Genomic DNA, 22,306 nt, shown 5'->3' on the forward strand with positions numbered 1-22,306 from the left:
TGAAAGAGAGAAGCAGATCAAACGATGGTCAAGGGCAAAGAAAGTAAATCTTATAGAATCATTTAATCCCAGCTGGAAGGATTTAAGTGAAGGGTGGCTCTAGAGATTGCCCCTTCAGCTTTACTCAGGGCAGGTTCCATCGAATGGGCTTAGAAAGTTAGAAATATAATTGAGATCCCTCCACTGCGGGCTATCGCCCTCCGGTCGGGATGACAGAGCATGGCTATCGCCCTCCGGTCGGGATGACAGCGAAAGATGCATGCTTTATTAGCAACGGGACACCCATTTCGGCATCCCTATTTTCTTTTATCCCAGCTAGATCGAGGTATGGTTTTACTGCTATCTATGTCGTGCGGAAGTCGGGAAAAATATCAGCTATCTGCCAATATCAATTATTTATCAACTATCTTTTTGCGAGCGGCGTCTTACGATTTTGGCTGTGCCGTAACCGATAAAGATTGTCATCAAAACGCCAACAAGGCCGGCAAGTCCGGTTGCTAGCTTGCTATCCCCAAATCCAGGCATAGAATAATCAGGAATAAGGGCTTTAAATAAGCTAGTTTCATGTTTAATAAATCCGAGAGTTTGAGCAACTTTCTCCAAGCCATCTGGGAAAGAAGATGCAAAGGGTGAAAGAATCAAGGCAAGAAATGCTGCTACTCCACTAAAGACCAGAATGCTTTGCCAATCAAGACCAGCATGGTTTTTAATAAGGTCTGGTCTTATCCTGGCAAGATAACTTAACGTGGTCATAGTAATAAGTCCCTCACCGGTGCCTATAAGCAGGTGCCATCCTGTCATTAGGGGTATGACAATGGAAAATGGTGCGGTCCCTGAGATTGCTAGCTCAACCGAGCAAGAAAGCGCTGCTACAACTGTTGAAACAAGGCCGGCTGTAAAAGCCCCTACTGTCAGGCTGTGATGCTTAAACAATCTATAGGTACCAAAAGCGGCTAGCGGTGATATGATTGCCATATTTAAAATATTTGCGCCAAGCGCGGTTATACCGCCATCGCCGAACAAAAGTGCCTGTATGCTTACGACTGAAAACATAACCAGTATTGCTTTCCAGGGGCCGAGAAGGATTGCTGCAAGTGCCCCTCCGACAAAGTGACCAGATGTCCCGCCTGCCACCGGGAAGTTGAGCATCTGGGCCGCAAAGATAAAAGCAGCTAAAACACCCATTAAGGGCGGGTCTTTTTCCTCTAATTCTTCGTTTACTTTTTTTATTGCATAGGTTATCGCCACGCTTGAAGCTGCAGCGGTGGTGACCCATGTCTTAGTGTCTAAGAAACCGTCCGGGATATGCATAATTTACTCCTCTTTCCATTCGAGTTTTTGAGTTCTTAGACACTTCGGTGTCCAGCTAGAATTAACGATTGGTAGCTAATCCAATTGCCATTAAATAAAAGCTGATAAATTACTGGCATCTAGCGCATCTTTACTTCACCTCCAAAAAAGAAAACCACGAACATTGCGTGGAGTTCGCTCCACGTGACCTTCGTGGCCTTATCTTATACATTCGATAAGTCTTCAATTAGCTGGGATTGTAACAAATCTAGCCCTTGGCGTCAAACGAATAATTTCGAATGGGTTTTATACAAGACAATCAGAGATTAGTTCAAGCAAATTTTTAAATGAGGCAGCAGGATGTAATCTAACAAACATAATTCTAGCAAATATACGATACTAGGTTAACCACATGTTGGTTAAGGACTACTTTTTAGAAGCAGGCTAAAGAGGTGAGCATTACGCCCACCTCTTTCAGAACGCCTTGCGCATAAGTTTTACTTAGGTCCCGGTCGGAACGTGAGGCAATCTGCATGGCCGCTATGGTGCGCTACAGTAATTCCCGCAGCCATGCAATCATTACTTTGGTTAAACTGACAGTCCACGATGTCGCATACTGCTATATCTGGCAGTCCCTGTGGGGCCATCTGGACATTTTGCATGGTAAAGGTGTCACAGGTAGGATGCAGCGACCCAACGTTTATGCTTGGCGCATAGCACACCTCACCTTTATTATAGTTACATTCGGTCACGACACATGTTAAGACGCGTCCCTGCTGTCCTTGCTGTGTTTGCGCCATCTGAAACTCACCTCCTTAAAAATTACGGTTCTTTGGAAGTGTTTACCCGGATTTTCCGATGCCATGCAAACTTTATTAAGTTAATCTGGGATTAACAACGTGTTGCTACTTCCAGCCCTGCTCGTCAGTGATTAAGACAGGCTCGTAGAATGTCACATACCCGCCTCTTGGGTCTGGAACAAATCTGTTGTAGATACTTAACTGATTTATACCTGCCGTATCAATACTAAAGGTCTTAAGTAGATCGCTTTTTGAAATTTCAAGTATGGCCAGCTGCTCGCCATCGCCGTAGACAAGAAGCTTTCTAGTATATCCTTTATTGCCATCTGGGATACCGGCTGATAAGGTTACTGTTTCATATTTTCCTTCCAGGTTATACATCGCGGCTTCATGTGTATATTCTAGGCAGATTCCCTCGTCATACTCCTGGCCACCGATTTTAACTGGATTGTTTATGGATAGTTTTTGACCCCCTTCATATGCTTTTAACTTAACCCATTTATTAGATAACTCTGTATCTGTTGACCCTTCATGTTCTGCAAGCCAGTCGTCGTAATCTTTTTTGTTTAACGTGCTTTTTTCAGTTTCAGTAGTTGTTGTGGCCTGAGTCGTCGGGGTAGTTGCGGATGTACTGCTGGCCAATGATGTAGTGGTAGATCGGTCATCTGTGACTTCTAGAACAGGCCGCTTAAGTATAACCGATGACATAATAAGCGTGCAGGCTACTACAAATAAGGCTAGGGCTCCAATTGTTAATTTTGCCGATCTTGGCCATTTTTGCTTCATAAGGGCGATCTTTTTATACCAGCAGCTGCTTCACAAATTTAGTAATTAGATACCCTTATCAACGTGGATTATGCGAGGTACGTGCGAACCTTTACACTATTAAATTAATTAAGCAACCTTTTAACCGGGTATAAAAAATAAGCCTAGTTTTTATTAGAAACGGGAGTGTGTTTTTTATTGCTTTTTCAAGAAGTGCTTCCTGCCAATACCATGCTCCATAACGGTCGCTACAGAATAGAAAGCGTACATGGTCACGGCGGCTTTGGTGTTACCTACCGGGCAGTTCACGTTCACCTTAAGATGCCCGTTGCCATCAAAGAGTTTTATCCGCAGGATTATTTAAAAAGGGATAGAGTATCCGGGAAGGTCCTTTTGGCCGATCATGATAAACGATCCTACGAAAGAGGTATCGAGCGTTTCCTTACCGAAGGGAGAATATTGGCAAGGCTGAACCATCCTAATATAGTCAAGGTGTTTGATTACTTTTCTGAGAACGGGACTGCTTATCTAGTGATGGAATTTATAGATGGTATAACGCTAAAGGATGAGATGCAAGAGCATGGTGGTTCCCTGGATGAAAAGAGGGTTCGGGTGGTTTTTGAAAAGCTGGCAGATGCGCTTGAAGCAGTCCATGAAGTGGGTATCTTTCATCTCGATCTTAAACCCTCAAATGTTCTTATTTCTCGCGACGGGCGGGTTATACTAATAGATTTTGGCTCGGCGAGGTACCGGCTAAGAAGCAGTACGACGAGGATGTTTTCCCCCGAGTATGCCGCTCCAGAGGTTATAGCCGGTGGTAACGTTGGGCCTGAGAGCGATATATTCGAACTAGGCATGATGCTGTATGAGATGTTAACGGGCGAGCTTCCGCCGGGTGCGTCTACCCGCATGCAAGAAGATAAATGGAAGCCGGAAGGTTTGGAAGAGCCCTGGAAAAGCTTGCTGGCTGCATCACTGCAAATTGATCAGAGCAAGCGCCCGAAAGACGTTCGGATGCTTCTAAACATCTGGAAGGCCCAAACGGCCAAAGAATCAGCGGCAACTATTAAAGTTAATTCACCACCAACCAGAGTTCTTAGGTCGGCTATCCAAAAAGAGCAAACAACTGCAAAGAAAACGCCTAAACTGTTTCCAGCACTTAAGAAGCCTAGGGTGAGCGACAATCTGTCTCACCAATTATCGCGGGTGATGCGTTTTATGCTGGGTCTTCTTGTAGGCATGTTTATTCTTACTATGGTACTTCAAACTCTGGGCAGGATTGCATCGGTGGTAATGAGCACAGTAGGGTCTAAGGTGAACGAAGGAATCAGCACGGTAGAATCTGGGATAAGGGAAGCAGAGTCTGAGCTATACGAATCCATCGGTGTTTTTTGGCTTAATATAGGCCAATATGACAGGGCACCTGACATGTTGCTAAAGGCTATCGAGCTTGACCCCGGCGACGCTGATGCATACGCTAAGCTTGGATGGGTTAGGTTAAACCAAGGAAGATTCAATGATGCCGCCATAGATTTTAATAAGGCTCTTGCCCTGGATCCGAATTGCAAGGATGCCGAATTGGGTAGCCAGTATCTATCGCATGCAAGACAGCACAACTAAAACTACATAGCACTTTTCGTAGAATCTAATTGGATATCATATACCGCTGCCTTGATATAATTGGTAGAATAGTCTCAGGGGGATTACTTATGCGCGAGATTAAGTTTAGGGTACTTGACGGTTTTAGCAATTGGCATTTTTCTAACGACATTGGGATCGGTATATTTTTCGATCGCCTAGATTACGACTTCCAGGAAGAAACCCTGGGCCAGTATACAGGCCTTAAAGATCAAAAAGGGATAGAGATATGGGAAGGCGATATACTTAAAGCTACCCGTGAAACGCCGACGTTTGATAGCAGAATTAAAGGCTATGTCGAGTATTCAGATGCCCATGCATGTTGGGTTCTGGTTATTAAGAAAGGCATAGAGTTTCTTCCACTTCATCAGCTCTTCGACCTGGAAAAAGTAGGCAATATTCACGATAATCCCGAGATGATATCTTGATAAGTTGAAAGTACGGTTTGTCTTTGCTTTTTATAGTTGTCCTCTCAGGCGGCTCCTTCTGGGTACAAAACGCTTTTAAGAAGCTCTACCAGTGTATTGGCTTAAAAATGTTTGCCTTACTTTACTTCAAAAGTACCCTTTCCGCCTTGCTCGAACCACTGCCCTATAGAGTTTAAGGCATCAAGGGCTTCATCTTCTGATGCATATTCCGCCAACGCTATGCGATCAGCATAGCGTGACATAATTGCCCGGATGGTAAAACCGGCTGTGGGTCTGGTTTCACCTGATGGATATACCGTGTCTCTACTGATTTCAAATCCTGCAATGTCTGCAATACTCAGTATGGTTTTTTTATCCTGCGATTTGATTAGCACTTCTCCGCTCCTTTACTTTAGAACTTATAATTCTCTTTTACCCAGGAGTGTAAGCGGTTAAAATTAGCCATTGATTTTGCCGCAATTTAATGTTTTGGTTAAAATATGAAGCCAACGATATGTTAGGATGCTTTTTATCTTTGTCTGCTAAAGCTATAATTTTTAGTTCTTGTTTTAATACAGCGCACGGTAAATTTGTTGTCAAGATTTGCAGGAGGACTTTATGCGCAAAAAGATTTTACTTATTCTGTTGCCGATTCTTGTTCTGGCTGGCATCGTCCTTAGCTCATGTGCAAGACATGATGCAAAGCAGGCGGTAAAGCCTGCGGAATCTAGTAAGCAGAAGACGGAGAAGGCTATAAACTTGCAATCGACGTATAAAGAAGTGCCGCTTATACCTAGCCTTAGATTAGCCAAGCCAGATGGGGTTATCGTAAAGGGAGCTTGGGGTAAGGAGGATGGAGAGTTTGGCGTCTTGCTTCCTGGGCGCGACAAGGTAAGTGAGCCACAATATCCATACTCCTTTGATGTTGATAGTGAAGGCAAAATCTACATACTTGATGAGTTTAATAAGAGGGTGCAGATTTTTGATAAGTCAGGCAATTTCTTAAGCGCGTTTCCGGTGCAAAGTGGCGATTCTATAAAGGTCGATGGCGACAGCATTTATATAACGGATGATAGGGGCGAGGCGGTGGTATACCAAGACGGTAAATTAATAAAGAAAGGGCAAGCCAGCTCTATAGTGCCAAAAAATTTATGTGATTTAAGTTCAAATATTCCGCTTGGCACATCGCAGACATCCGTTAAATTATCTAAGACAGAGAAGGGAATCACCCTTGATATATTAAATAAGGATGGCAGCAGCAAATCCCAAGTATTTCTTAAGAGGCAGGAGGCATCATCGCTTGATGACAAGTGGGGGGTTGACAAAGACGGTAACGTCTATGTCATAGCCGGAATCGTAAACAACGGCGAAGGCAACGCAAAAGAACCCCGGTACGCAGTCGTTAAATATATCTCTAAAAAGGGAGATATCCACAAAATCGATATACCTGGTGGCAATTCGCATACATCTTTTATCATTCATGAAAGCGGTGTGATTTATGAGCTAGAGATTTTAAAAGATGGTTTACAAATCATAAAATGGCGAGTACCGTAGGACTTATAAAGTATTGCTTTATAAGTCAATTTAAAGGCCCCGGCTTTGCCCTAGCTGGGGCCTTAGCTATTTACTCGCCATTTTTTGATGATAAGCGGGAAGAAATTTCGTTCTTCCCTGCTGAACACCAAAAATGCGGGTAAATAAAATGTGTAGGAGGTGAAGACGATGGCAATGAGAACGACCAGCACGCTTTGGAATATTCTTTACGTGATATTGGTCATCGTGGTCGTCTTAGCTCTGTTGCAGCTGTTAGGCGTATTTACTCTAGCTCCTGCTATTGCTAGCTTGCTTTATATATTAGCTGTTATATTTATCATCTTAGTAGTCTTGCACTTGCTAGGCGTGTTCTAACCTGATGCAGATGGCCAAGAAGGGGGTTTAACCCCCTTCTTTTTTTGCAAAAAACCAACTGCCTCAAGAAAAATAGCACCTGTAACAAACTGCCCGACTGTTTATACGGCATCGTCTTGCTCCGGGAGGCTAAACCTACTACTGTTTTCTTCCCTTAATTATGCCTTGGGTAGTTAGTAAGGTTGTGGTAATATTGGGTCTAAGTCTAAGTCTAAGCCCAAATTTATTACAATAAATTAAGTGCATTTAAGTGCAGTCGTTGTAGAAAGAAAGGAAGCAAAGATGGAATCTCGCAATCAAGCACACCCCAGCTACTGTCTTTCTGTATCTATGACCGGATTTGGCAAAGACGATTCCCAATTACCATTCTCGCGACGTGATCGTTTTAACGTACTCCTGGCAGAACTAATCAACTCCCACCTTGAAAAACTTGAACTGACCGATGTTTTTCTAAAATCGATATCCGATGGGTGGCTGCTTCTTACAAACCAGACCGGCAAGGTTTCTAGCCTGTGCTGTCTTGCAACCATTATAGCGAGCAGTTTTAAAGACGAGATCAGCAAGAGCATAGGAATCACCAAAGATCATGTGCCACAGCTTAATCTGGGCATCGCATCTGGTAGGGATAGGCTGGTTGAGTTTGCCGATAGACAAAGAGATTGGATAGGCGATAGCGCAAGGAAGGCCAAGCGCCTGGCTTTGTTTGGCAACTTGGGCGAGATAATTATAGATGAAGAAGTAAATCGTGAGGCGATGGCAGTATTCAGCACTGAAGCCATCGGATTGAATGGGCAGCCATCAGGTCGATACAAGTTAGGTCATGTCAAAACCGATTTGGCCGCAGAGTCCTTATATCCCGATCGCTTTATCTATACTTTGAATGTTATCGGTGAAAGCGAGAAAGCATCTGCTGTTGTTCAAAAGGTAGAGGAGAGACTATTAAATGCGATTAGCCGGCAGGACGAGGCTAAGTATGCCAATATTGATAGTTGGAATCGGCTCATCGCAAATATCTCCGACTACTCAATTGTTCTTAAAGTGCTTACGAACATTAGGGCCGCCGGGTTATCTCCCGATGTTGTCACTTATAACAATTTAATCTCTAAAGCCTCAGATTATAATGTGGCTGTGGGCTGGCTCGATACAATGCAAAAAGAGAGCATTAGACCTACTGATGCAACTTTCAAGATTATCTCCGCTAAGGCGACTGATTACAGTATGGCAATATCGCTGCTTGAGCTTATGAAACGAAATAGCATAAAGCCAGATGCCCTTATCTACTGCAACATAATCTCCAAGTCGCCTGATTATATAACAGCAAAGCGCTGGATGGATATGATGCAAAAAGATGGAGTCAAGCCTACTGCTTCAATATATAACGCGCTTATTGCAAAATCCCCTGATTACGAGACAGCAGATTTATGGCTGGGCCATATGTTAAGGGAAGGTATACAGCTAAATAGGTCAACCTATAGTGCGATGATCTCTAAAACGCACGTTTACTCTGCTGCAAAGTACTGGTTTGAAGAGATGTTAAGGGATGGTATCCAGCCAAATCTGGCTATGTATAATAAGCTTTTATCTAAGACTATAGAATATGCAGTGGCCAGGTCAGTCTTAGATGATATGAAGAAAGAAGGCATCCAGCCAAATATAGTTACATATAATGCTCTTATAACGAAAGCACACAGTTTTGAAGAAGCAAAGTCTGTACTGGAAGAGATGCAGAATGAGGGTATTCAGCCTAATACCGATAGCTATGCAAGGCTGTTTAGTAAAAATCTTGTTGGCAGATCTGCTGAGGAGATACTCCTCTGGTATAGGGCCCAAGGTGTTGGCTCTGATGAACCTATTCAGGCTGCCATGGCTTCATACCGCAAGATCGGCCGCATTGACGAGGCCCTGCGTCTGGCTGTCGAGTACCCTGGGCTTCAAACTTCCCGCAAGATGATCAGAGAGATAATGGCCGATGTGCTATCTTATCTAGAGACCATGCAGGAGGAAGGCATTGAAGCTAGTGTTGCAAGTTATAATGCCCTGATATCAAAAGCCCCCTATTACGACACGGCAAGGGCGTGGTTTGAAGCTATGCGCAAGAAGGGTATCAGGCCAAATATCGTTACTTACAATGCGCTTATAGAAAAGTCTCCCGACTTTGACACTGCCAGAGCTTGGCTTGAGCTAATGAGGGCGGAGGGTATCCAACCGAACACTGATAACTATAAGGCTTTATTTAGTAAAGACCTCTCCAGCAAGCCGGTTGATAAGATTTTAAAGTGGTATGTATCTCAAGGGCACCAATCTGATGAGCCCATGCAGACCGCTATGGAGACATATAAAAGAAGCGGCCTGACCGATCGGGCTCTTTGTATCGCACTTGAGTATCCAAATATGCAAGCCTCTCAGAGGCTAATAAGGGAGCATCTTGAGAGTATACTTTCTTACCTAGAGGTAATCAGAGAAGAGGGAGTCAAGCCAAACATCGCGACTTATAGCGCCCTTATGTCAAGAGCACCTTACTATAACATAGCCGAGTCGTGGTTGGAGACTATGCGCAAGAAAGGCGTAAGACCCAACGCAGTTGCATATAATACCCTCATCTCTAAAGCACCTGATTACGATTCGGCTAAAGTGTGGCTGGATGTTATGCTTAGCGAAAATATTAAACCTACTGTTGTCACATATAGCGTCCTTATCTCTAAAGCACCTGACTTTAAAACTGCCAAGTCTTTACTGAATGCGATGCGCAAGAAGGGTTTGAAGCCAAATATTGTTACTTACAATGCGCTTATACTTAAAGCGCCCGACTTTGAGACGATAAAATCAATCCTTGAGATAATGGTGCAGGATGGTATTCGTCCTGATATTAATAGTTACAATGCTTTGATATTGAAAGCCCCTAATTACGAGACAGCAAAATCTTTACTTGAAGCCATGCAAAGGGATGGCATCCAACCCAATATTGTTAGCTACAATAGGCTGTTTAGTAAAAACCTTGCTAATGTCTCGGCAGATGAGTTGCTTAGCTGGTACCTGTCTAAGAGATATCATCCCGAAGAGCCGGTTCAGGCTGCGATAGCCGCCTACAGGGATGCTGGACTCATAGAGCAGGCTCTTCGCATGGCTCTAGAGTACCCCCATCTTCAGGTGGCTAGAAAATTAATACGGGATTGCAGGGACGATGCGCTCTCCTACTTTAAAGCAGCATCAGATAAGCATCCAAGGCATGCCAATGTCGACTATGCTTTAGGCATAGCTTATGTGGAATGTGGGAGGGACAAAGAAGCCGAGCCACACTTAAAACTGGCTCTTAGCTCGGCAAAACCCGGCCCGACAAGGGTCGTCATCGAGGAGTATATGCGCAAAATAGAGCGCGAGATGTCGCAGATGGTATAGGGATAAAACTGCAGTTTGAGAGCCTAGTAATGCCGAAAAAATATTTCTATGGTAAAATATCTTAGACGATATAGAGCGTTTATAGGTGGGGAAACGACCCGTCGCTGGCCCTTAAGGCTAGAGGAAACATCCCACACCCCGTTTGGTGCCTAAGCACCAGGCGAAGCAGGCCGCCTCCCGCAAGGGAGGGCAGCTTCTTTTTGGAGCTGACGACTAGTGCCACAGAGACGAGCTGCGCAAGAATTATCTTGCGCGGGTGAAACGAGGTAAACTTCCGGCCGGGTGCAACTCAAATAGGGGGCGCGTAACGCCGCGCTGTCCCGGGTAGAGGCAGCCGCTTTAAGCGGCACCGATTATTAGAGTCGGTAGATAGATGACGGGATAAAACAGAATGGGAGTTACGGTTTCCCCACTACTTTTATGTCTTTTCAAACGAGCAACGCTGTAAGCAGGAACAACAAAAAGCACCAGAAGCAAAATTCTGGTGCTTTTCTCATTTGTCTAACAAATAGCTAACAAGAGTTCTAAATATGCTGTAGGGAAGGTGCTTTAGGGGCTTTAAAAATGGCTTGGTGTCTCTCGTGGGCGTCTACCTCAGTCTCGGGTAGAACGTGGCTGTATACTCTTAACGTAATCGATGCATCGGCATGACCCAAAAGCCTTGAAGCATATCGTAAAGGTTTTCGGCTTAATAACAATGCCGTAGCATAGGAGTGTATTAGATCGTGCCAGCGAACGTGTCTGAGGCCGGCCAGAGCCAAAGCAGGACGGAACACCCGGACCTCGATATTCCAGGGGCTCATTGGCTTGCCCTTATTGTTGCAAAATACCAGGTTCTCTGGGTTCTTCTCTATCTCAAAGGATTGCCTTAATCTGTGCTGCTCAAGTGCCTCTTTAAGCGCGGGAATCATCGGTATCTTTCTTTTGCTTGATGCCGATTTGAGCTTACGGAGCTTGTTAGGCCGTACATGGGTGTAGTCATTTGCAAAGTCGATATCATCCTACGTTAGATAAAGCTGCTCAGCTTGCCGCATACCGGTATAGCACGCAGCCATAATAATAAAATACTAGCAAATCCTAGCATTTAAAGTGATTTAGATTTTGGTAAAGGTTAGTATCCGGAGCAAAAATGTTAGTAAATGTTAGCATTTAAGAGAAGTTTTCTGATCTGATTACGCGCGAAACAGCGATCGAAAGCAAAAAGACCGCGAAGAGTGTTAATGTTTAGGGCTTCTGGCCAAGCAAACAAGACAAAACACTACACCTAAAAAAGAAGCAAAGCGTTATGTCTGAATGCTAACTATAGTAACTTTTCGCATCTACCAACGTCTCACCGCATCCTGAGCAGTGGCTAACATTGGATGGGAACTCTGCTTCACAGTTAGGGCAGACCTTAAAAGCCTCAGTGGCCGTAGGTTTTGTGTCTTCAATGAAGTTGCCGGCCTCTTGCATGAGAAGTCCGACCCTTTTTACAGCCCAGCCATGCCCTAAGAATATAGATAAGAGTAAGACCAGTATAAACAAGCCCGCCCATATCATATCCGGCAATCCGAGAGCAACCGTTATGTAGGACATAGCTATTGCTATAACTAGTGCCAAGAGAAAAAAGATAAGATACCTAAAGTACACCTTTATACCGACGCGAAAGCACTCCATGCTAAAGAACTTAACCGGTTGCTTATAATAAGTATTGGTGATGTAGCCCATTATGTTGAAGGTAAGAATGAAACCAAGGGGAATGATTGAAAGAACAATATTAATAGGAGCCGTTTTTATCCAAATCATAAACCCCACAACAAGCGTATTCCATGAGAAGACTTCTACCTCTTTTATTTTAAGCATGGCTATCTCTCCATTAACTAACTTAGCTGATAATTAAGTAGTTTTTGCAACACTACATTATGATTATCCATTAATTTAATAAGTACATCAATCGCTTAGAGGGAGAGGGGTTGTTAAAAGCTAAGGTTAGGAGCAAAATTGTTGAAGAATGTTGAGGTTCGTCGCTGTGTGGTTGTAGCAGGAGGAGTAGCTAGAAGGTACCAGATGTCGAAACTAGACGTAGATGAGCTTGCGCTAAGAAAAGCCGAAAAGCTTATAGCAGTTTTGATTAAATTGCAAAGCTGCGCCCCTGAAATAATCAGATCCGCTTCCATAAATTCAAGCATTGTTACTCCTCCAAGGCAAAAAGGATACGTTGCTGGCGGTGTGCAAATCTACATTCCTGCCAAAGTCAGGGAGCGATATACTAAAGTGTGTGAGGGCCTGGACGAGCTTATTAAAGATGTAGAAGCTACGATTAAGAGAATCAGGGAGAAGGAGAAAAGAGCTTGGAAGCGGTTGAGTGAGAAATTTTAATCGCTATCTCGTTAGAAATCCATTAGAACGCTACATATAAAAGCAGGTAACAAGGTATAAAATAGTACACTACCGAACACATATTCGGTTACTGTTTCCCCGCGCAAATTAAAAAATCAGGCTGCTAGCCTGATTTTTTAATTTGCAGAGAGTAGATAGTAGACTGAATTTTCTTGTCTTTCCCTCTCAAGGTAAGACACTATTGTGCTTTAGCACAATTAGTCGACAACATGCTATGCGACCACTAATTTAATAATTGAGTCGCTGATTTATTATAATATCGGGTATACTATTTTTACTTAACTGCTATGGGGGCAGCAATGGATGAGGGTATTCTAAAACATATAGCCACAAAACATGATTTAGAAGATTTGAGAATTGAGTTTAGGCAGTCTCAGGATGCGGTACTATCACGACTTGACGAAATCATTACAACGGTACGACGAATCGATCAAGAGCGAGTATTTACGTTTGAATATATAAAAAGACTTGAGACAAGACTTGGAGAAACCGAGGCAGAAGTCGAGCAAAACCGCAAAGACATCAACCGTATTAAAGATATTCTTAAGATTGGTTGATTCGTTAACCCGCTTATAGTTCTAGCGTAATGGATCTATTCAGGTTCTCCAGGAACGATCCCTTAGTCCTAGGTCTTCGTGCTTCTCCTTAATCGCCACTTGTCGATTTCGCTTCCGAACAACACGACTGAGGCTACACCAACAGCTATTAAGAACTCTCTTATACTGAGTGGAGTGCTTCGAAATACGGTTTGCATAGCTGGGATATAGATTAAGGCCATCTGCGCTAAAAAAGCGGCAATGATGCTTACAAATAAGAATCGATTACTTAAGGGGTTCTGCCGGAAAACAGAGATTCTCTCAGACCTGGAGTTAAAGACATGGAAGAACTGTGTAAAGACAACGGTTGTAAGCGCCATAGTCCTTGCATGCTCGAGCGGGTACCCACCCGCAAGTTCCCATAGATACACGCCAAGAGTTGCCATTGAAACCAACGCTCCAAGGACCAGCATTCGAATTATAAGGGTACGATTTAGCACACCTTCTTTTGGATCCCGTGGCGGACGTCGTTCTATGCCTTCTTCCTTTGGATCAAATGCCAGTGCCACGTCTTGCAGGCCGTTTGTTACAAGGTTTACCCACAAAATCTGTGCTGGAAGCAGTATTAAAGGTATAGTGGTTACTATGGCAACAAATATTGCGGCAAGCATTCCTAAGCCGGTTGTCAGCAAGAAATATGTAACTTTTCTAATGTTGTCAAATGCGACTCTTCCTTCGATGATCGCTCTGTAGATGCTGGCAAAGTTGTCATCGACGACTACCATATCGCTTGCTTCCTTAGCGACGTCTGTGCCAGTGATACCCATGGCAACCCCGATGTGGGCGGCTTTTAGCGCCGCAGCATCATTTACACCATCGCCGGTAACGGCGACGATTTCACCGTTTTCTTTAAGCGCATTTACAATTCGAAGCTTGTGTTGTGGTGAGACCCTTGCAAATACCGGGACGGTTTTGACTATTTGCCGCAACTCGTCATCGCTTATATTATCTAGCTCGCGCCCAGACATGGCTCGGTCGCTCTCTCGCGCAATCTCCATTATCTTTCCAATGGATAGGGCAGTGCGCTGGTTATCTCCTGTGATCATAATAACTTTTATGCCGGAGAGCTTTGCGTTTCTTACGGCCTCGATGGCCTCGGGACGAGGCGGGTCCATCATTCCCTGTAGGCCCACAAAGGTAAGTTCGGCTACATCATCGTGGGTTATTTCTATTTTGCCGGGCGGCATCTTTTTATATGCCATACCCAGTACCCTTAGACCTTTGTCTGCAAATTTGTTGGCCTGCTCTATTACGGCTGCCTTATATATTTCTATGTCTCCACGAGATCCTGCAACAGCTTTTGAAAGCGCAAGCAGCTTTTCAGGGGCTCCTTTGACCAGAAGATATGTTGCTTCATTATGCTTATTAAGCGTAGCCATATATTGAAACTCGGATTCAAAGGGCAATAAATCAAGTTGCGGGTAGTCAAGCATTTCTCTTTCTTTATCCAATCCTCCACGATATGCTGACACAATAAGCGCAACTTCGGTCGGATCTCCGTGCGCACGCCACAGATCGTCTTCTTTAATCAGGTTCGACTCGTTCGCCAAAAGTCCTATTCTAAGCAGCCATGACAGCAACTCGTTATCTTTGGCTTTAACCGGTTGACCGTTTTTCAGCACGACCCCGACAGGGTCATACCCTGATCCTTCAACACGGTATGTAATATCGCCAACCCACAATTCTTGCACTGTCATCTGGTTTCTTGTAAGGGTGCCAGTTTTGTCAGAACCTATTACGGTGCTGCTTCCCAATGTTTCAATTGCCGGCAGATTTCTAATGATCGCGTTCTTTTTTGCCATGCGATTTACTGTAACAGCGAGCGCGATGGTTAATGCAACCGGCAGTCCTTCAGGAATAACTGCTACAGCCATGGCGATGATGGCTAAGATGAGCTGCAAAAGGTTTTCGCCTTGAGCGGTACCAATAGCTAATCCTGCAGCACTGAAGCCGGCCGTAGCAAATATTATGTAGCGGCTTAATACTTCAATCCTTCCTTGAAGGGGTGTTTTTACCGGCTCAACGGAGCGCACTTCTTCTGATATTTGACCGAGTTGTGTTTGGCTTCCTGTTGCGACTACAACTCCGGTTGCACGCCCGGATGCTACTGTGCTTCCCATAAATGCGATATTTTTCTGCTCAAACGGCTGCAAATCCACCCCAGGTATAGCCTCCGATGTTTTAAACACAGGTTCTGACTCGCCCGTAAACGCAGACTCTTCAACTTTAAATTCCTTAACCTGGATTAGCCTAATGTCGGCCGGTACTCTCTGGCCTGATTGGAGAAGTACGATGTCGCCGGGCACGAGCATCTCAGCATCGATGTCTCTCTCAAACTCATCCCGTATCACCGTAGCATGAAGGGCAAGCAGTTTCTTCAATGACCGTATTGATTCTTCAGCTTTGTATTCCTGAGTAAAGCCGATTACAGCATTTAGAAGCACTACCGCAAAGATTACTGCAGCATCGATAAAATCGCGAAGCAGCACTGTAACAGCGGCTCCTATTAAAAGAATATAAATAAGCGGATCTGCAAACTGATGAAGCAACACTAAAGCTATTGGTGTTCGTTTCTCTTCGGCGAGCTTGTTTGGACCGTATTTCGCCAGACGCAAGCTTGCCTCGTCATTGGAGAGTCCGTTAACACTGGTTTTAAGCTCCCTAAGGACTTCGTCCACAGAGAGTGAATACCAGTTTTGCTTAAAAGACGTTTCTTTTCTGAATTCCATTGTCAAACTAATCCAACAGTCCAGCTTCTACGAGCGTATTTTAAGCTTAAAATTGCAAGCATCTAATTTGCTGCCTCGTTATTTATGCATACTTTGGCGGGGCAGCAGAGTTTAGCTGGCAACATCACGGCTTAACATGCCGAATTTACATGCAGATGGAAACAATATCATTGACCCGTATACCTTGATTCTTAGATAAAGCCTTGATCTTTTACTGGCCATTACTGCTTTGAAATTTATTTCCGTAAATGAGATATATAAAACAGTGCGGTTAATAAATTAGCCGATCTTGCGCAAGGGTTTTTCAAATCCTTCAACCGCAGAGCCGTTAATATTGATTGGTAAAAAAATATTCTAGAAGATTGCTTTATCTGCAATGTTTTTGGGTATCCAATTACCAAGCAGTAATATTTAAATTTAGGGCAGGGACTGCTTACTCAAAGAATCAGAAGATGGTGATGGGCTACTATGAGCGATTTTTCGTTTACGGTTGAGGTTTTGAATGATCACAAATTGCTAGTAAAACCAAAAGGCTCACTAGATTTTCATACAGTTGGCATACTAAAGCAAGCCATATACCCACTGGCAGTGAACGAAGATATAACAGATATCACGTTTGATTATTCAGACGTTGATTATTCGGATAGCTCGGCCTTCGGTCTTCTGCTTAAACTTAGCAGAACACTGGATGGAGAAGTCACTGTAATTAACGCGCGCCCATCGCTAAAAAGGTTATTTCAAATGGCTGGATTTGATACCCTGTTTTTTAAAGGCGAAAATCACGATCACATAGCGTAAGCCGGTGTTATTTAGATCTTCGATTTCTCTATCGCTACGTCTCAGGATGGCATCTAGCGATAACTATGTGCTAAAGGATGACAACTCCTCTTCTAACACTGGCATTTTGCACCTCAAAGACATTTCATCGACCATTGCTTATTCTTAGTTCGTAAAATCCTGTGTGATCATATATCCGTACGGACCGGCATCAACTATGCCTATACCTACCTTACCAAAAGCGGGGTGCAGAATATTCTGCCGGTGCCCCTCGCTCTGCATTAAGTTTTGGTGCGCAATATCGATGCTTTGCGCATATGCCAAGTTCTCGCCGGCAAATAGAAAAAGTATGCCTGCGCTCCGAAGCCTGTCAAATGGGCTTCCCTGGGTCGGTGAATTATGGTCGAAGTAATTATTCTTAACCATGTCGAGACTGTGCGCACGGGCTACATCTCTTATTCTGGGGTCAAATTGAAGCGCTTTCAGATGTAGCATCCGACGTTCATTATTAATAAGGCTTAGCATATATAGTTCTGCGCTGGCATTGAAAGATACCATTACATCGCGGGGGATATTTGCGCGAAATTCTCTTTCGCTGGGTGCCTTAAGCCATCCCGTATCTTCTATTGCTCTACCTACGATTCTCTCAACCTGTGGCTCAATAATCGTTGCTGCTTTCACAATGCGGGCTCCAATTATTGACCTGTTGATTGAGTCCTTGATATAGGTGCTTACAGGGAACCAGACGAGTGTTCCTAGTATTATCGATAACCATATGAATCCCCCTACCAGTGCTGGCAGCATCCCAAGCAGGCTATCGGTTTTTCTTAACTGAAAGCGCAATACAAATTTGGTAATGCGCTGATATAAGTAACGGGAGGCTAGCGCGGTTACTGTCGTGTATGTGAGTGCGAATAGCGCGGCAAAGGACATAAGGTTAGTATAGCTTTGTGGTAGGCGAGATGCGCTATATAGAAGGTTGCTTATTGGGGGATATGCCATAATTGCTAAGGATACAGATGCCATAAAGATAAACAAATCGACAGATGTCAAAAAAAAACCCCTTTCTATAGCCGTGTACGACCCAGGCAAGTAGGAAAACTATAATGGATAAGTCTACTAAGTTAAAGGATTCCAATGGTTGCTCACCTTGGCAAAGTTCTTACTGGTGTATTCCCTTTTTGGACTAAATATTTATAGGCAATAGAAAAACCCGCCCGTATGGGCGGGTTTTCCAACAGACCCTTTTTCACCATGCTCATGGTGTGGAGGTATATTTTGGCCAAACTCGACCGAAGACACTTTTTTCAGTTCTTTTTAGGCTGTATCGTTAACTGTTGTTTTTACGATAATCTCATGGATATCGCTGTCTCTTACAATTGTTAAACTAAGCTGTTCCGCCAGCGCAGAATAACCGGCTTCCAAATCCTTTGTATCCTCGATTCTTTGTCCGTCAAGGGCGATAATAATGTCGCCTTTCATTATCCCTAGCTTGTCTGCAAGGCTGCCCGACTCGACATTTGTAACAAGTACACCGGTACTCTCTCGTCTGGTTGGTTGCTCGCTGTCAAACTTGACAGCTTCTTTCCTGCCATGTATGCCAAGCGGAGTTTTTTCTTCCTCGGGTGCTAGAAAGTCTTTCAGAGCTTTTCTAATTGGGTCGATCTCAATTGCAAACCCGATGGCTTGCGCTCTCATGACCATCGCGGTGTTGATGCCGATAACTTCACCTCGCGAGTTAATTAAAGGCCCGCCACTGTTACCGGGATTAATTGGAACATCAACCTGAATGAGGTTCTTTAATTTCTGCTGTCTGCTGAACCAAAGCTCTCTATGTGTTGCACTAATGACACCAGCAGTCACGGTCCACGTAAATCCTAGCGGGTTACCGATTGCAATAGCCAACTGCCCGGGTAGTAAGTTCTTGGATGTGCCAAGCTTAACTGTTGGCAAGTTTTTCCCATCGATTCTAATAAGCGCGACGTCGTGCGTTGGGTCTTTACCGATGAGTTCTCCTTTAAAGCTTCGGCCGTCGGGCAGGTGAACCATGATTGACGAACTATCTTTTACCACATGAAAATTAGTGAGGACAAGCCCATTTTTGTTAATGATCATGCCTGAGCCGGTCCCCTGGACATAATTCTGTCCAAAAGGCCAGGCCTCTATCCTCTTGCCGAGGCTTATATGCACCGTAGCAGGGCCTGCTTTAGCCGCGGCAGAAGTTACTGCTGCAGAGTAAGCATCAAGCAGACCGTTGTCGCTCGGTTTTAGCTTTTTATCTATCTCAATAACATGCGTAAATTTTTTCATGATCATTACTTCTTTCTAAGCCGCTTTCTTGCGTGTGGCTAGAGGCAGGTGCAGGTAAAACTAAACGTTTAAGTCGTTTATAAATTTTTGCAATTGACTTAGTCGCTCCCGATTCAGGGAGTAGTATACGTGTCTGCCAATTTTTTTAACTTTTATGACTCTGCTTTGTCTTAACACCTTAAAATGGTGCGACATTGCAGGCTGGCTGAGGTTAAATCGCTTTCTAAGTATTTGGCAACTTGTATCTGATTCTTGCCTGCTTAAAGCCACTACTATTTTTAACCTCGTATCATCGGATAACGCGTTAAATAACTGCACCAAAGTCTTACTAGCCATTGCATTCACCTTTAAGATTTATACCCAAGAAATATTTAAATAGTTTTAAATATTTAAATACATCATTGCTAAATCGTCAATATAATACCGCTGGCGGATTAGGAATATCTAGCCATTGTTGTGTAATTAATCATAATTGCGCACCATATGCTGTCCTTGCGTAACCTTATACTTTACCGGCTATTTACGCTTCTAAGGTTTGTTTTAAGCTTATTGGCATAAATACGGAAATGTTTTTCTTGATTCTTGCATATAGCTTTGCCGCACTTAAAGCCAGTATCTGCAGGTACCGAGTTTATATGTCGAGGCTTCGTTGATCAATTAGCTCAACCCTTTTTTTACCGGGCAGTGCGTTAAGCAACCCGGCCATGTCGCGGGCGTTTTGCACAGGGTATGTGTTCATGCAATTGTTGAACATGATGTGGACCTGGTCAGTATCTTTAGCAAGTCCCTCTATTCTAGAAACCCATTCTTTGAGTTCGCCTAGGCTATACAGGTAATCAAAACGCTCAGCTACTGTTATGCCTTTTTTGAACCAGTTTTTTGTATTGCGCCCATGAAACCTCACGTAAGCGATTTTTGCCGTGGTCCGTGCTATAGGCGGGATAGTCAAGCCAGATGCGAATTGCGGCTCATCAACCGATACATAAACTAAATTATGGTCACGCAAGAACCTCATAGTGTCCTCGATTTCTTTATTGTCTACCCAACTCTTATGCCGAAACTCGATAGCAAGCAGGCTATCTTTCATCCACTCCTGACACTGAAGGATATAGTTTTTGTTCTCTTTGCTTTTAGTGAAATAGGGCGGGAATTGAAACAGGATAAGACCAAGCTTGCCGGCAATCCGCAGCGGGTTAAGAGCGCTATAGAATATATTGAAAGCCTTTTCAAGCATATCACGAGGAGGTTCTTCGATATAGGGTGCCTTATAACCTGGAGGCAAATGAATAGCCAGAGCACGGCCCAGACTTTTTAGCATGACTTTATGTTTAGTCATCAAGCCAAATGCTTTGAAATGAAAGACAAAATCATCTGGTGTGCGTTGGGCAAAAAGAACTGAATTGCGCTCGGAGGGAAGCGAGTAATAGCTGCTATCGATTTCAACACAGTTAAAATGCTGGGCGTAGAAAGATATCCTCTCGGCCGGTTTTATCCCTTTCGGGTAGAACGTCCCGTCAAGGCCCTTATCGGTAAAACTGCAGGTTCCAATATAATAAGAAGCCACAATATCCTCCTGTGTTTATTATACCAGAGGGATTTGCCGGGTCGTTGCTTGATAGATGGCTTGTGCGCTAAAATAGTTTTGTTTTCAATCCGATTGGAGCAAGATGAAAGCGTACTTAGATATAGAAACCTCATTTTCAAACAAGTTGACAGTCATTGGACTATATATTGCAGAAAGCCGCAGCTTCATCCATCTCGTAGGAGATGCAATAACGCCAGACAGACTCATGGGCTATCTTAAGGATGTAAGGACTATCTACACCTACAACGGCAATCGTTTTGATATCCCGGTGATTCACAGGCACTTAGGAGTAAACTTAAGAGAGAGCCATGAGTCATGCGACCTTATGTATGATTGCCACAGGCATAATCTTAAGGGAGGACTTAAAGCAGTTGAGAGAACTTTGGGGATAGCCCGGAGTATTTTCGGGCGAGGTGAAGACGACCCGAGGGTACTATGGCGAAGGTACCGTATACACAGGGATGAAGAATCGCTGGAAAGGCTGCTTGTGTACAATCGCGAAGACACTTTAAACCTTATACTTCTAGAGGACCGCCTTAAAAATGGGTACAAAAAGAGACAGGATACAGGCTTAGATGAGGTGCCTGTAAAATCTTATATAAGGCTTGTTTAGGCGACCTAAAATGCGAAGGAAAGACTCCCTTATAATTGTTGCTATTACTATTGGCGTTCTGGTTACGATATTGCTACTTTACATTGCCCTGGCCGGCAGTTTACCTGGTATGCGCAAGCCAATTCCGACGACGACTATAGGCAGGACTGAGACTTGTCCGCTCACGGGTGAGAAGGTTAGCACCAGGGCAAACAGGGTGCCGTTTGCTGTCTGCATTGATAATATAGCGCAGGCTAGGCCGCAATCAGGACTGGATAAGGCCGATATTATCTATGAAGTGAGCACTGAAGCAGGCATCCCTAGATTTTTAGCGATCTACTATTGCGGGGGCGCAGATCGCATTGGCCCCGTAAGAAGCGCTAGGACTTATTTTATAAGCCTTGCCAAGCAGTTTAATGCGGTACTTGTCCACGCCGGCGGCAGCCCCCAATCGCTGAGACAAATAAGTGAAGGCGAGATAAGAAGCCTCAACGAGTTCAAATTTAGGGAAGCATACTTCCGCGATCGGTCGAGGCGGGCACCGCACAACCTGTTCACAACTACCGCAAGGCTTTCAGCCGCAGCGGCTGACGCCGGATTCAGCGGGCCGGTCAGGGTCAAAGGGCCGTCGTTTGATGGAGATAGGGCAGCCGGTATAGAGGCGAGAGCCATCACGATCCCATTTCCCACGACGACAGTTAGCTATAACTATGATCCTGTGTCCGGCGATTACTTGCGCTCGATGAACGGTGTAGCCCACACCGATGCAGTTACCCGTGAACAGCTAAGAGCCAAAAATGTGGTAGTTCAATTTACTAAGCAAAGAGTAATAGATACAGCCGGCAGATTGGACATCGATCTTGTTGGCGATGGGAGAGCCATCTTTTTCATTGGTGGGAGGCGTATAGAAGGCCGCTGGATAAGGCCATCCGAATCAGAGCCGTTTCTCTATAAGGATTCAGATGGTAACACAATCAAGCTAAACCGTGGACAAACATGGGTGGAGATTGTTGCTGAAAACATGAGGGTTACCGCGAATTTACCCTAGATTTTTAACGAAGCATAGAATATAGCCATTTGAAGTTTCGTATGCTATAATTTTACTCGCTGTTGAGGGTGCAAAGCTGTGGCGTT

General features: G+C 44.1%; 21 protein-coding genes and 1 other RNA gene. 11 read left to right on the forward strand and 11 right to left on the reverse strand.

Annotated elements, in window-relative coordinates:
* Nucleotides 1–399 precede the first annotated feature (399 nt).
* The 3 genes from K6T91_07240 to K6T91_07250 form a co-directional block, all read right to left on the reverse strand.
* Nucleotides 400–1,311, reverse strand: coding sequence for an energy-coupling factor ABC transporter permease (locus K6T91_07240; protein MCL6472595.1), 912 nt, complete (start codon nucleotides 1,309–1,311; stop codon nucleotides 400–402).
* A gap of 476 nt (nucleotides 1,312–1,787) precedes the next feature.
* Nucleotides 1,788–2,090, reverse strand: a complete 303-nt coding sequence (locus K6T91_07245) for a DUF1540 domain-containing protein (protein MCL6472596.1) — start codon at nucleotides 2,088–2,090, stop codon at nucleotides 1,788–1,790.
* A 105-nt stretch (nucleotides 2,091–2,195) separates the two neighbouring features.
* Nucleotides 2,196–2,876: an NPCBM/NEW2 domain-containing protein gene (locus tag K6T91_07250; protein MCL6472597.1), complete on the reverse strand. Its 681-nt coding sequence runs from the start codon at nucleotides 2,874–2,876 to the stop codon at nucleotides 2,196–2,198.
* 177 nt (nucleotides 2,877–3,053) lie between these two features.
* Here K6T91_07250 and K6T91_07255 point away from each other — a divergent pair, with 177 nt between their 5' ends.
* Together K6T91_07255 and K6T91_07260 are read left to right on the forward strand one after the other, a co-directional pair.
* On the forward strand, nucleotides 3,054–4,475 hold the full coding sequence (locus tag K6T91_07255) for a protein kinase (GenBank protein MCL6472598.1): 1,422 nt from the start codon (nucleotides 3,054–3,056) through the stop codon (nucleotides 4,473–4,475).
* A gap of 89 nt (nucleotides 4,476–4,564) precedes the next feature.
* Nucleotides 4,565–4,921 carry a YopX family protein gene (locus K6T91_07260; protein ID MCL6472599.1) on the forward strand — a complete coding sequence of 119 codons (357 nt, stop codon included), beginning with the start codon at nucleotides 4,565–4,567 and terminating at the stop codon, nucleotides 4,919–4,921.
* Nucleotides 4,922–5,037: 116 nt separating this feature from the next.
* Here K6T91_07260 and K6T91_07265 read toward each other — a convergent pair whose 3' ends face one another.
* Nucleotides 5,038–5,295, reverse strand: a complete 258-nt coding sequence (locus tag K6T91_07265) for a hypothetical protein (GenBank protein MCL6472600.1) — start codon at nucleotides 5,293–5,295, stop codon at nucleotides 5,038–5,040.
* Between the two features lie 223 nt (nucleotides 5,296–5,518).
* Here K6T91_07265 and K6T91_07270 point away from each other — a divergent pair, with 223 nt between their 5' ends.
* The 4 genes from K6T91_07270 to rnpB all read left to right on the forward strand — a co-directional run bounded on the left by K6T91_07270 (nucleotide 5,519) and on the right by rnpB (nucleotide 10,610).
* A complete protein-coding gene (locus K6T91_07270) occupies nucleotides 5,519–6,454 on the forward strand; it encodes a hypothetical protein (protein MCL6472601.1) in 936 nt (311 codons plus the stop codon).
* Nucleotides 6,455–6,622: 168 nt separating this feature from the next.
* Entirely contained in the window at nucleotides 6,623–6,808 is a 186-nt protein-coding gene (locus K6T91_07275; protein MCL6472602.1) for a hypothetical protein, read from the forward strand.
* Between the two features lie 282 nt (nucleotides 6,809–7,090).
* Entirely contained in the window at nucleotides 7,091–10,204 is a 3,114-nt protein-coding gene (locus tag K6T91_07280) for a hypothetical protein (protein ID MCL6472603.1), read from the forward strand.
* Between the two features lie 89 nt (nucleotides 10,205–10,293).
* An RNA gene (gene rnpB / locus K6T91_07285) (RNase P RNA component class B) lies at nucleotides 10,294–10,610 on the forward strand.
* A gap of 118 nt (nucleotides 10,611–10,728) precedes the next feature.
* Here the strand turns inward: rnpB and K6T91_07290 are convergent.
* Together K6T91_07290 and K6T91_07295 are read right to left on the reverse strand one after the other, a co-directional pair.
* Nucleotides 10,729–11,199, reverse strand: a complete 471-nt coding sequence (locus K6T91_07290) for a tyrosine-type recombinase/integrase (GenBank protein MCL6472604.1) — start codon at nucleotides 11,197–11,199, stop codon at nucleotides 10,729–10,731.
* Nucleotides 11,200–11,500: 301 nt separating this feature from the next.
* Nucleotides 11,501–12,046: a hypothetical protein gene (locus K6T91_07295; protein ID MCL6472605.1), complete on the reverse strand. Its 546-nt coding sequence runs from the start codon at nucleotides 12,044–12,046 to the stop codon at nucleotides 11,501–11,503.
* Between the two features lie 141 nt (nucleotides 12,047–12,187).
* Here K6T91_07295 and K6T91_07300 point away from each other — a divergent pair, with 141 nt between their 5' ends.
* Nucleotides 12,188–12,562, forward strand: coding sequence for a hypothetical protein (locus K6T91_07300; GenBank protein MCL6472606.1), 375 nt, complete (start codon nucleotides 12,188–12,190; stop codon nucleotides 12,560–12,562).
* Between the two features lie 320 nt (nucleotides 12,563–12,882).
* The gene (locus K6T91_07305; protein ID MCL6472607.1) at nucleotides 12,883–13,140 is read left to right on the forward strand and encodes a hypothetical protein; all 258 of its coding nucleotides are present in this window, start codon (nucleotides 12,883–12,885) and stop codon (nucleotides 13,138–13,140) included.
* Between the two features lie 68 nt (nucleotides 13,141–13,208).
* On the opposite strand, the gene K6T91_07310 is transcribed toward K6T91_07305, so the two are convergent.
* Nucleotides 13,209–15,908, reverse strand: a complete 2,700-nt coding sequence (locus K6T91_07310; protein MCL6472608.1) for an HAD-IC family P-type ATPase — start codon at nucleotides 15,906–15,908, stop codon at nucleotides 13,209–13,211.
* A gap of 468 nt (nucleotides 15,909–16,376) precedes the next feature.
* On the opposite strand from K6T91_07310, the gene K6T91_07315 reads away from it, so the two are divergent.
* Entirely contained in the window at nucleotides 16,377–16,706 is a 330-nt protein-coding gene (locus K6T91_07315) for an STAS domain-containing protein (protein MCL6472609.1), read from the forward strand.
* A gap of 144 nt (nucleotides 16,707–16,850) precedes the next feature.
* On the opposite strand, the gene K6T91_07320 is transcribed toward K6T91_07315, so the two are convergent.
* The 4 genes from K6T91_07320 to K6T91_07335 form a co-directional block, all read right to left on the reverse strand.
* Nucleotides 16,851–17,738 carry a CAP domain-containing protein gene (locus K6T91_07320; GenBank protein ID MCL6472610.1) on the reverse strand — a complete coding sequence of 296 codons (888 nt, stop codon included), beginning with the start codon at nucleotides 17,736–17,738 and terminating at the stop codon, nucleotides 16,851–16,853.
* A 264-nt stretch (nucleotides 17,739–18,002) separates the two neighbouring features.
* Nucleotides 18,003–18,995 carry a trypsin-like peptidase domain-containing protein gene (locus K6T91_07325; protein ID MCL6472611.1) on the reverse strand — a complete coding sequence of 331 codons (993 nt, stop codon included), beginning with the start codon at nucleotides 18,993–18,995 and terminating at the stop codon, nucleotides 18,003–18,005.
* 60 nt (nucleotides 18,996–19,055) lie between these two features.
* Entirely contained in the window at nucleotides 19,056–19,331 is a 276-nt protein-coding gene (locus K6T91_07330; protein MCL6472612.1) for a metalloregulator ArsR/SmtB family transcription factor, read from the reverse strand.
* Between the two features lie 295 nt (nucleotides 19,332–19,626).
* A complete protein-coding gene (locus K6T91_07335; GenBank protein ID MCL6472613.1) occupies nucleotides 19,627–20,559 on the reverse strand; it encodes a DUF72 domain-containing protein in 933 nt (310 codons plus the stop codon).
* Nucleotides 20,560–20,662: 103 nt separating this feature from the next.
* Between K6T91_07335 and K6T91_07340 the strand changes: the two genes are divergently transcribed.
* Entirely contained in the window at nucleotides 20,663–21,193 is a 531-nt protein-coding gene (locus K6T91_07340) for a ribonuclease H-like domain-containing protein (GenBank protein MCL6472614.1), read from the forward strand.
* A gap of 10 nt (nucleotides 21,194–21,203) precedes the next feature.
* Nucleotides 21,204–22,220 carry a DUF3048 domain-containing protein gene (locus K6T91_07345; protein ID MCL6472615.1) on the forward strand — a complete coding sequence of 339 codons (1,017 nt, stop codon included), beginning with the start codon at nucleotides 21,204–21,206 and terminating at the stop codon, nucleotides 22,218–22,220.
* The last annotated feature ends 86 nt before the right edge of the window (nucleotides 22,221–22,306 follow it).

It is taken from the genome of Bacillota bacterium, assembly GCA_023511485.1.
GTDB lineage: Bacteria > Actinomycetota > Aquicultoria > Aquicultorales > Aquicultoraceae > CADDYS01.

What these genes read in the sequence shown, in the direction of transcription:
- K6T91_07240 (MCL6472595.1), bottom strand. Translation starts at nt 1,311, where the DNA reads ATGCATATCCCGGACGGTTTCTTAGACACTAAGACATGGGTCACCACC.
- K6T91_07245 (MCL6472596.1), bottom strand. Translation starts at nt 2,090, where the DNA reads ATGGCGCAAACACAGCAAGGACAGCAGGGACGCGTCTTAACATGTGTC.
- K6T91_07250 (MCL6472597.1), bottom strand. Translation starts at nt 2,876, where the DNA reads ATGAAGCAAAAATGGCCAAGATCGGCAAAATTAACAATTGGAGCCCTA.
- K6T91_07260 (MCL6472599.1), top strand. Translation starts at nt 4,565, where the DNA reads ATGCGCGAGATTAAGTTTAGGGTACTTGACGGTTTTAGCAATTGGCAT.
- K6T91_07270 (MCL6472601.1), top strand. Translation starts at nt 5,519, where the DNA reads ATGCGCAAAAAGATTTTACTTATTCTGTTGCCGATTCTTGTTCTGGCT.
- K6T91_07275 (MCL6472602.1), top strand. Translation starts at nt 6,623, where the DNA reads ATGGCAATGAGAACGACCAGCACGCTTTGGAATATTCTTTACGTGATA.
- K6T91_07280 (MCL6472603.1), top strand. Translation starts at nt 7,091, where the DNA reads ATGGAATCTCGCAATCAAGCACACCCCAGCTACTGTCTTTCTGTATCT.
- K6T91_07295 (MCL6472605.1), bottom strand. Translation starts at nt 12,046, where the DNA reads ATGCTTAAAATAAAAGAGGTAGAAGTCTTCTCATGGAATACGCTTGTT.
- K6T91_07305 (MCL6472607.1), top strand. Translation starts at nt 12,883, where the DNA reads ATGGATGAGGGTATTCTAAAACATATAGCCACAAAACATGATTTAGAA.
- K6T91_07310 (MCL6472608.1), bottom strand. Translation starts at nt 15,908, where the DNA reads ATGGAATTCAGAAAAGAAACGTCTTTTAAGCAAAACTGGTATTCACTC.
- K6T91_07315 (MCL6472609.1), top strand. Translation starts at nt 16,377, where the DNA reads ATGAGCGATTTTTCGTTTACGGTTGAGGTTTTGAATGATCACAAATTG.
- K6T91_07325 (MCL6472611.1), bottom strand. Translation starts at nt 18,995, where the DNA reads ATGAAAAAATTTACGCATGTTATTGAGATAGATAAAAAGCTAAAACCG.
- K6T91_07330 (MCL6472612.1), bottom strand. Translation starts at nt 19,331, where the DNA reads ATGGCTAGTAAGACTTTGGTGCAGTTATTTAACGCGTTATCCGATGAT.
- K6T91_07340 (MCL6472614.1), top strand. Translation starts at nt 20,663, where the DNA reads ATGAAAGCGTACTTAGATATAGAAACCTCATTTTCAAACAAGTTGACA.
- K6T91_07345 (MCL6472615.1), top strand. Translation starts at nt 21,204, where the DNA reads ATGCGAAGGAAAGACTCCCTTATAATTGTTGCTATTACTATTGGCGTT.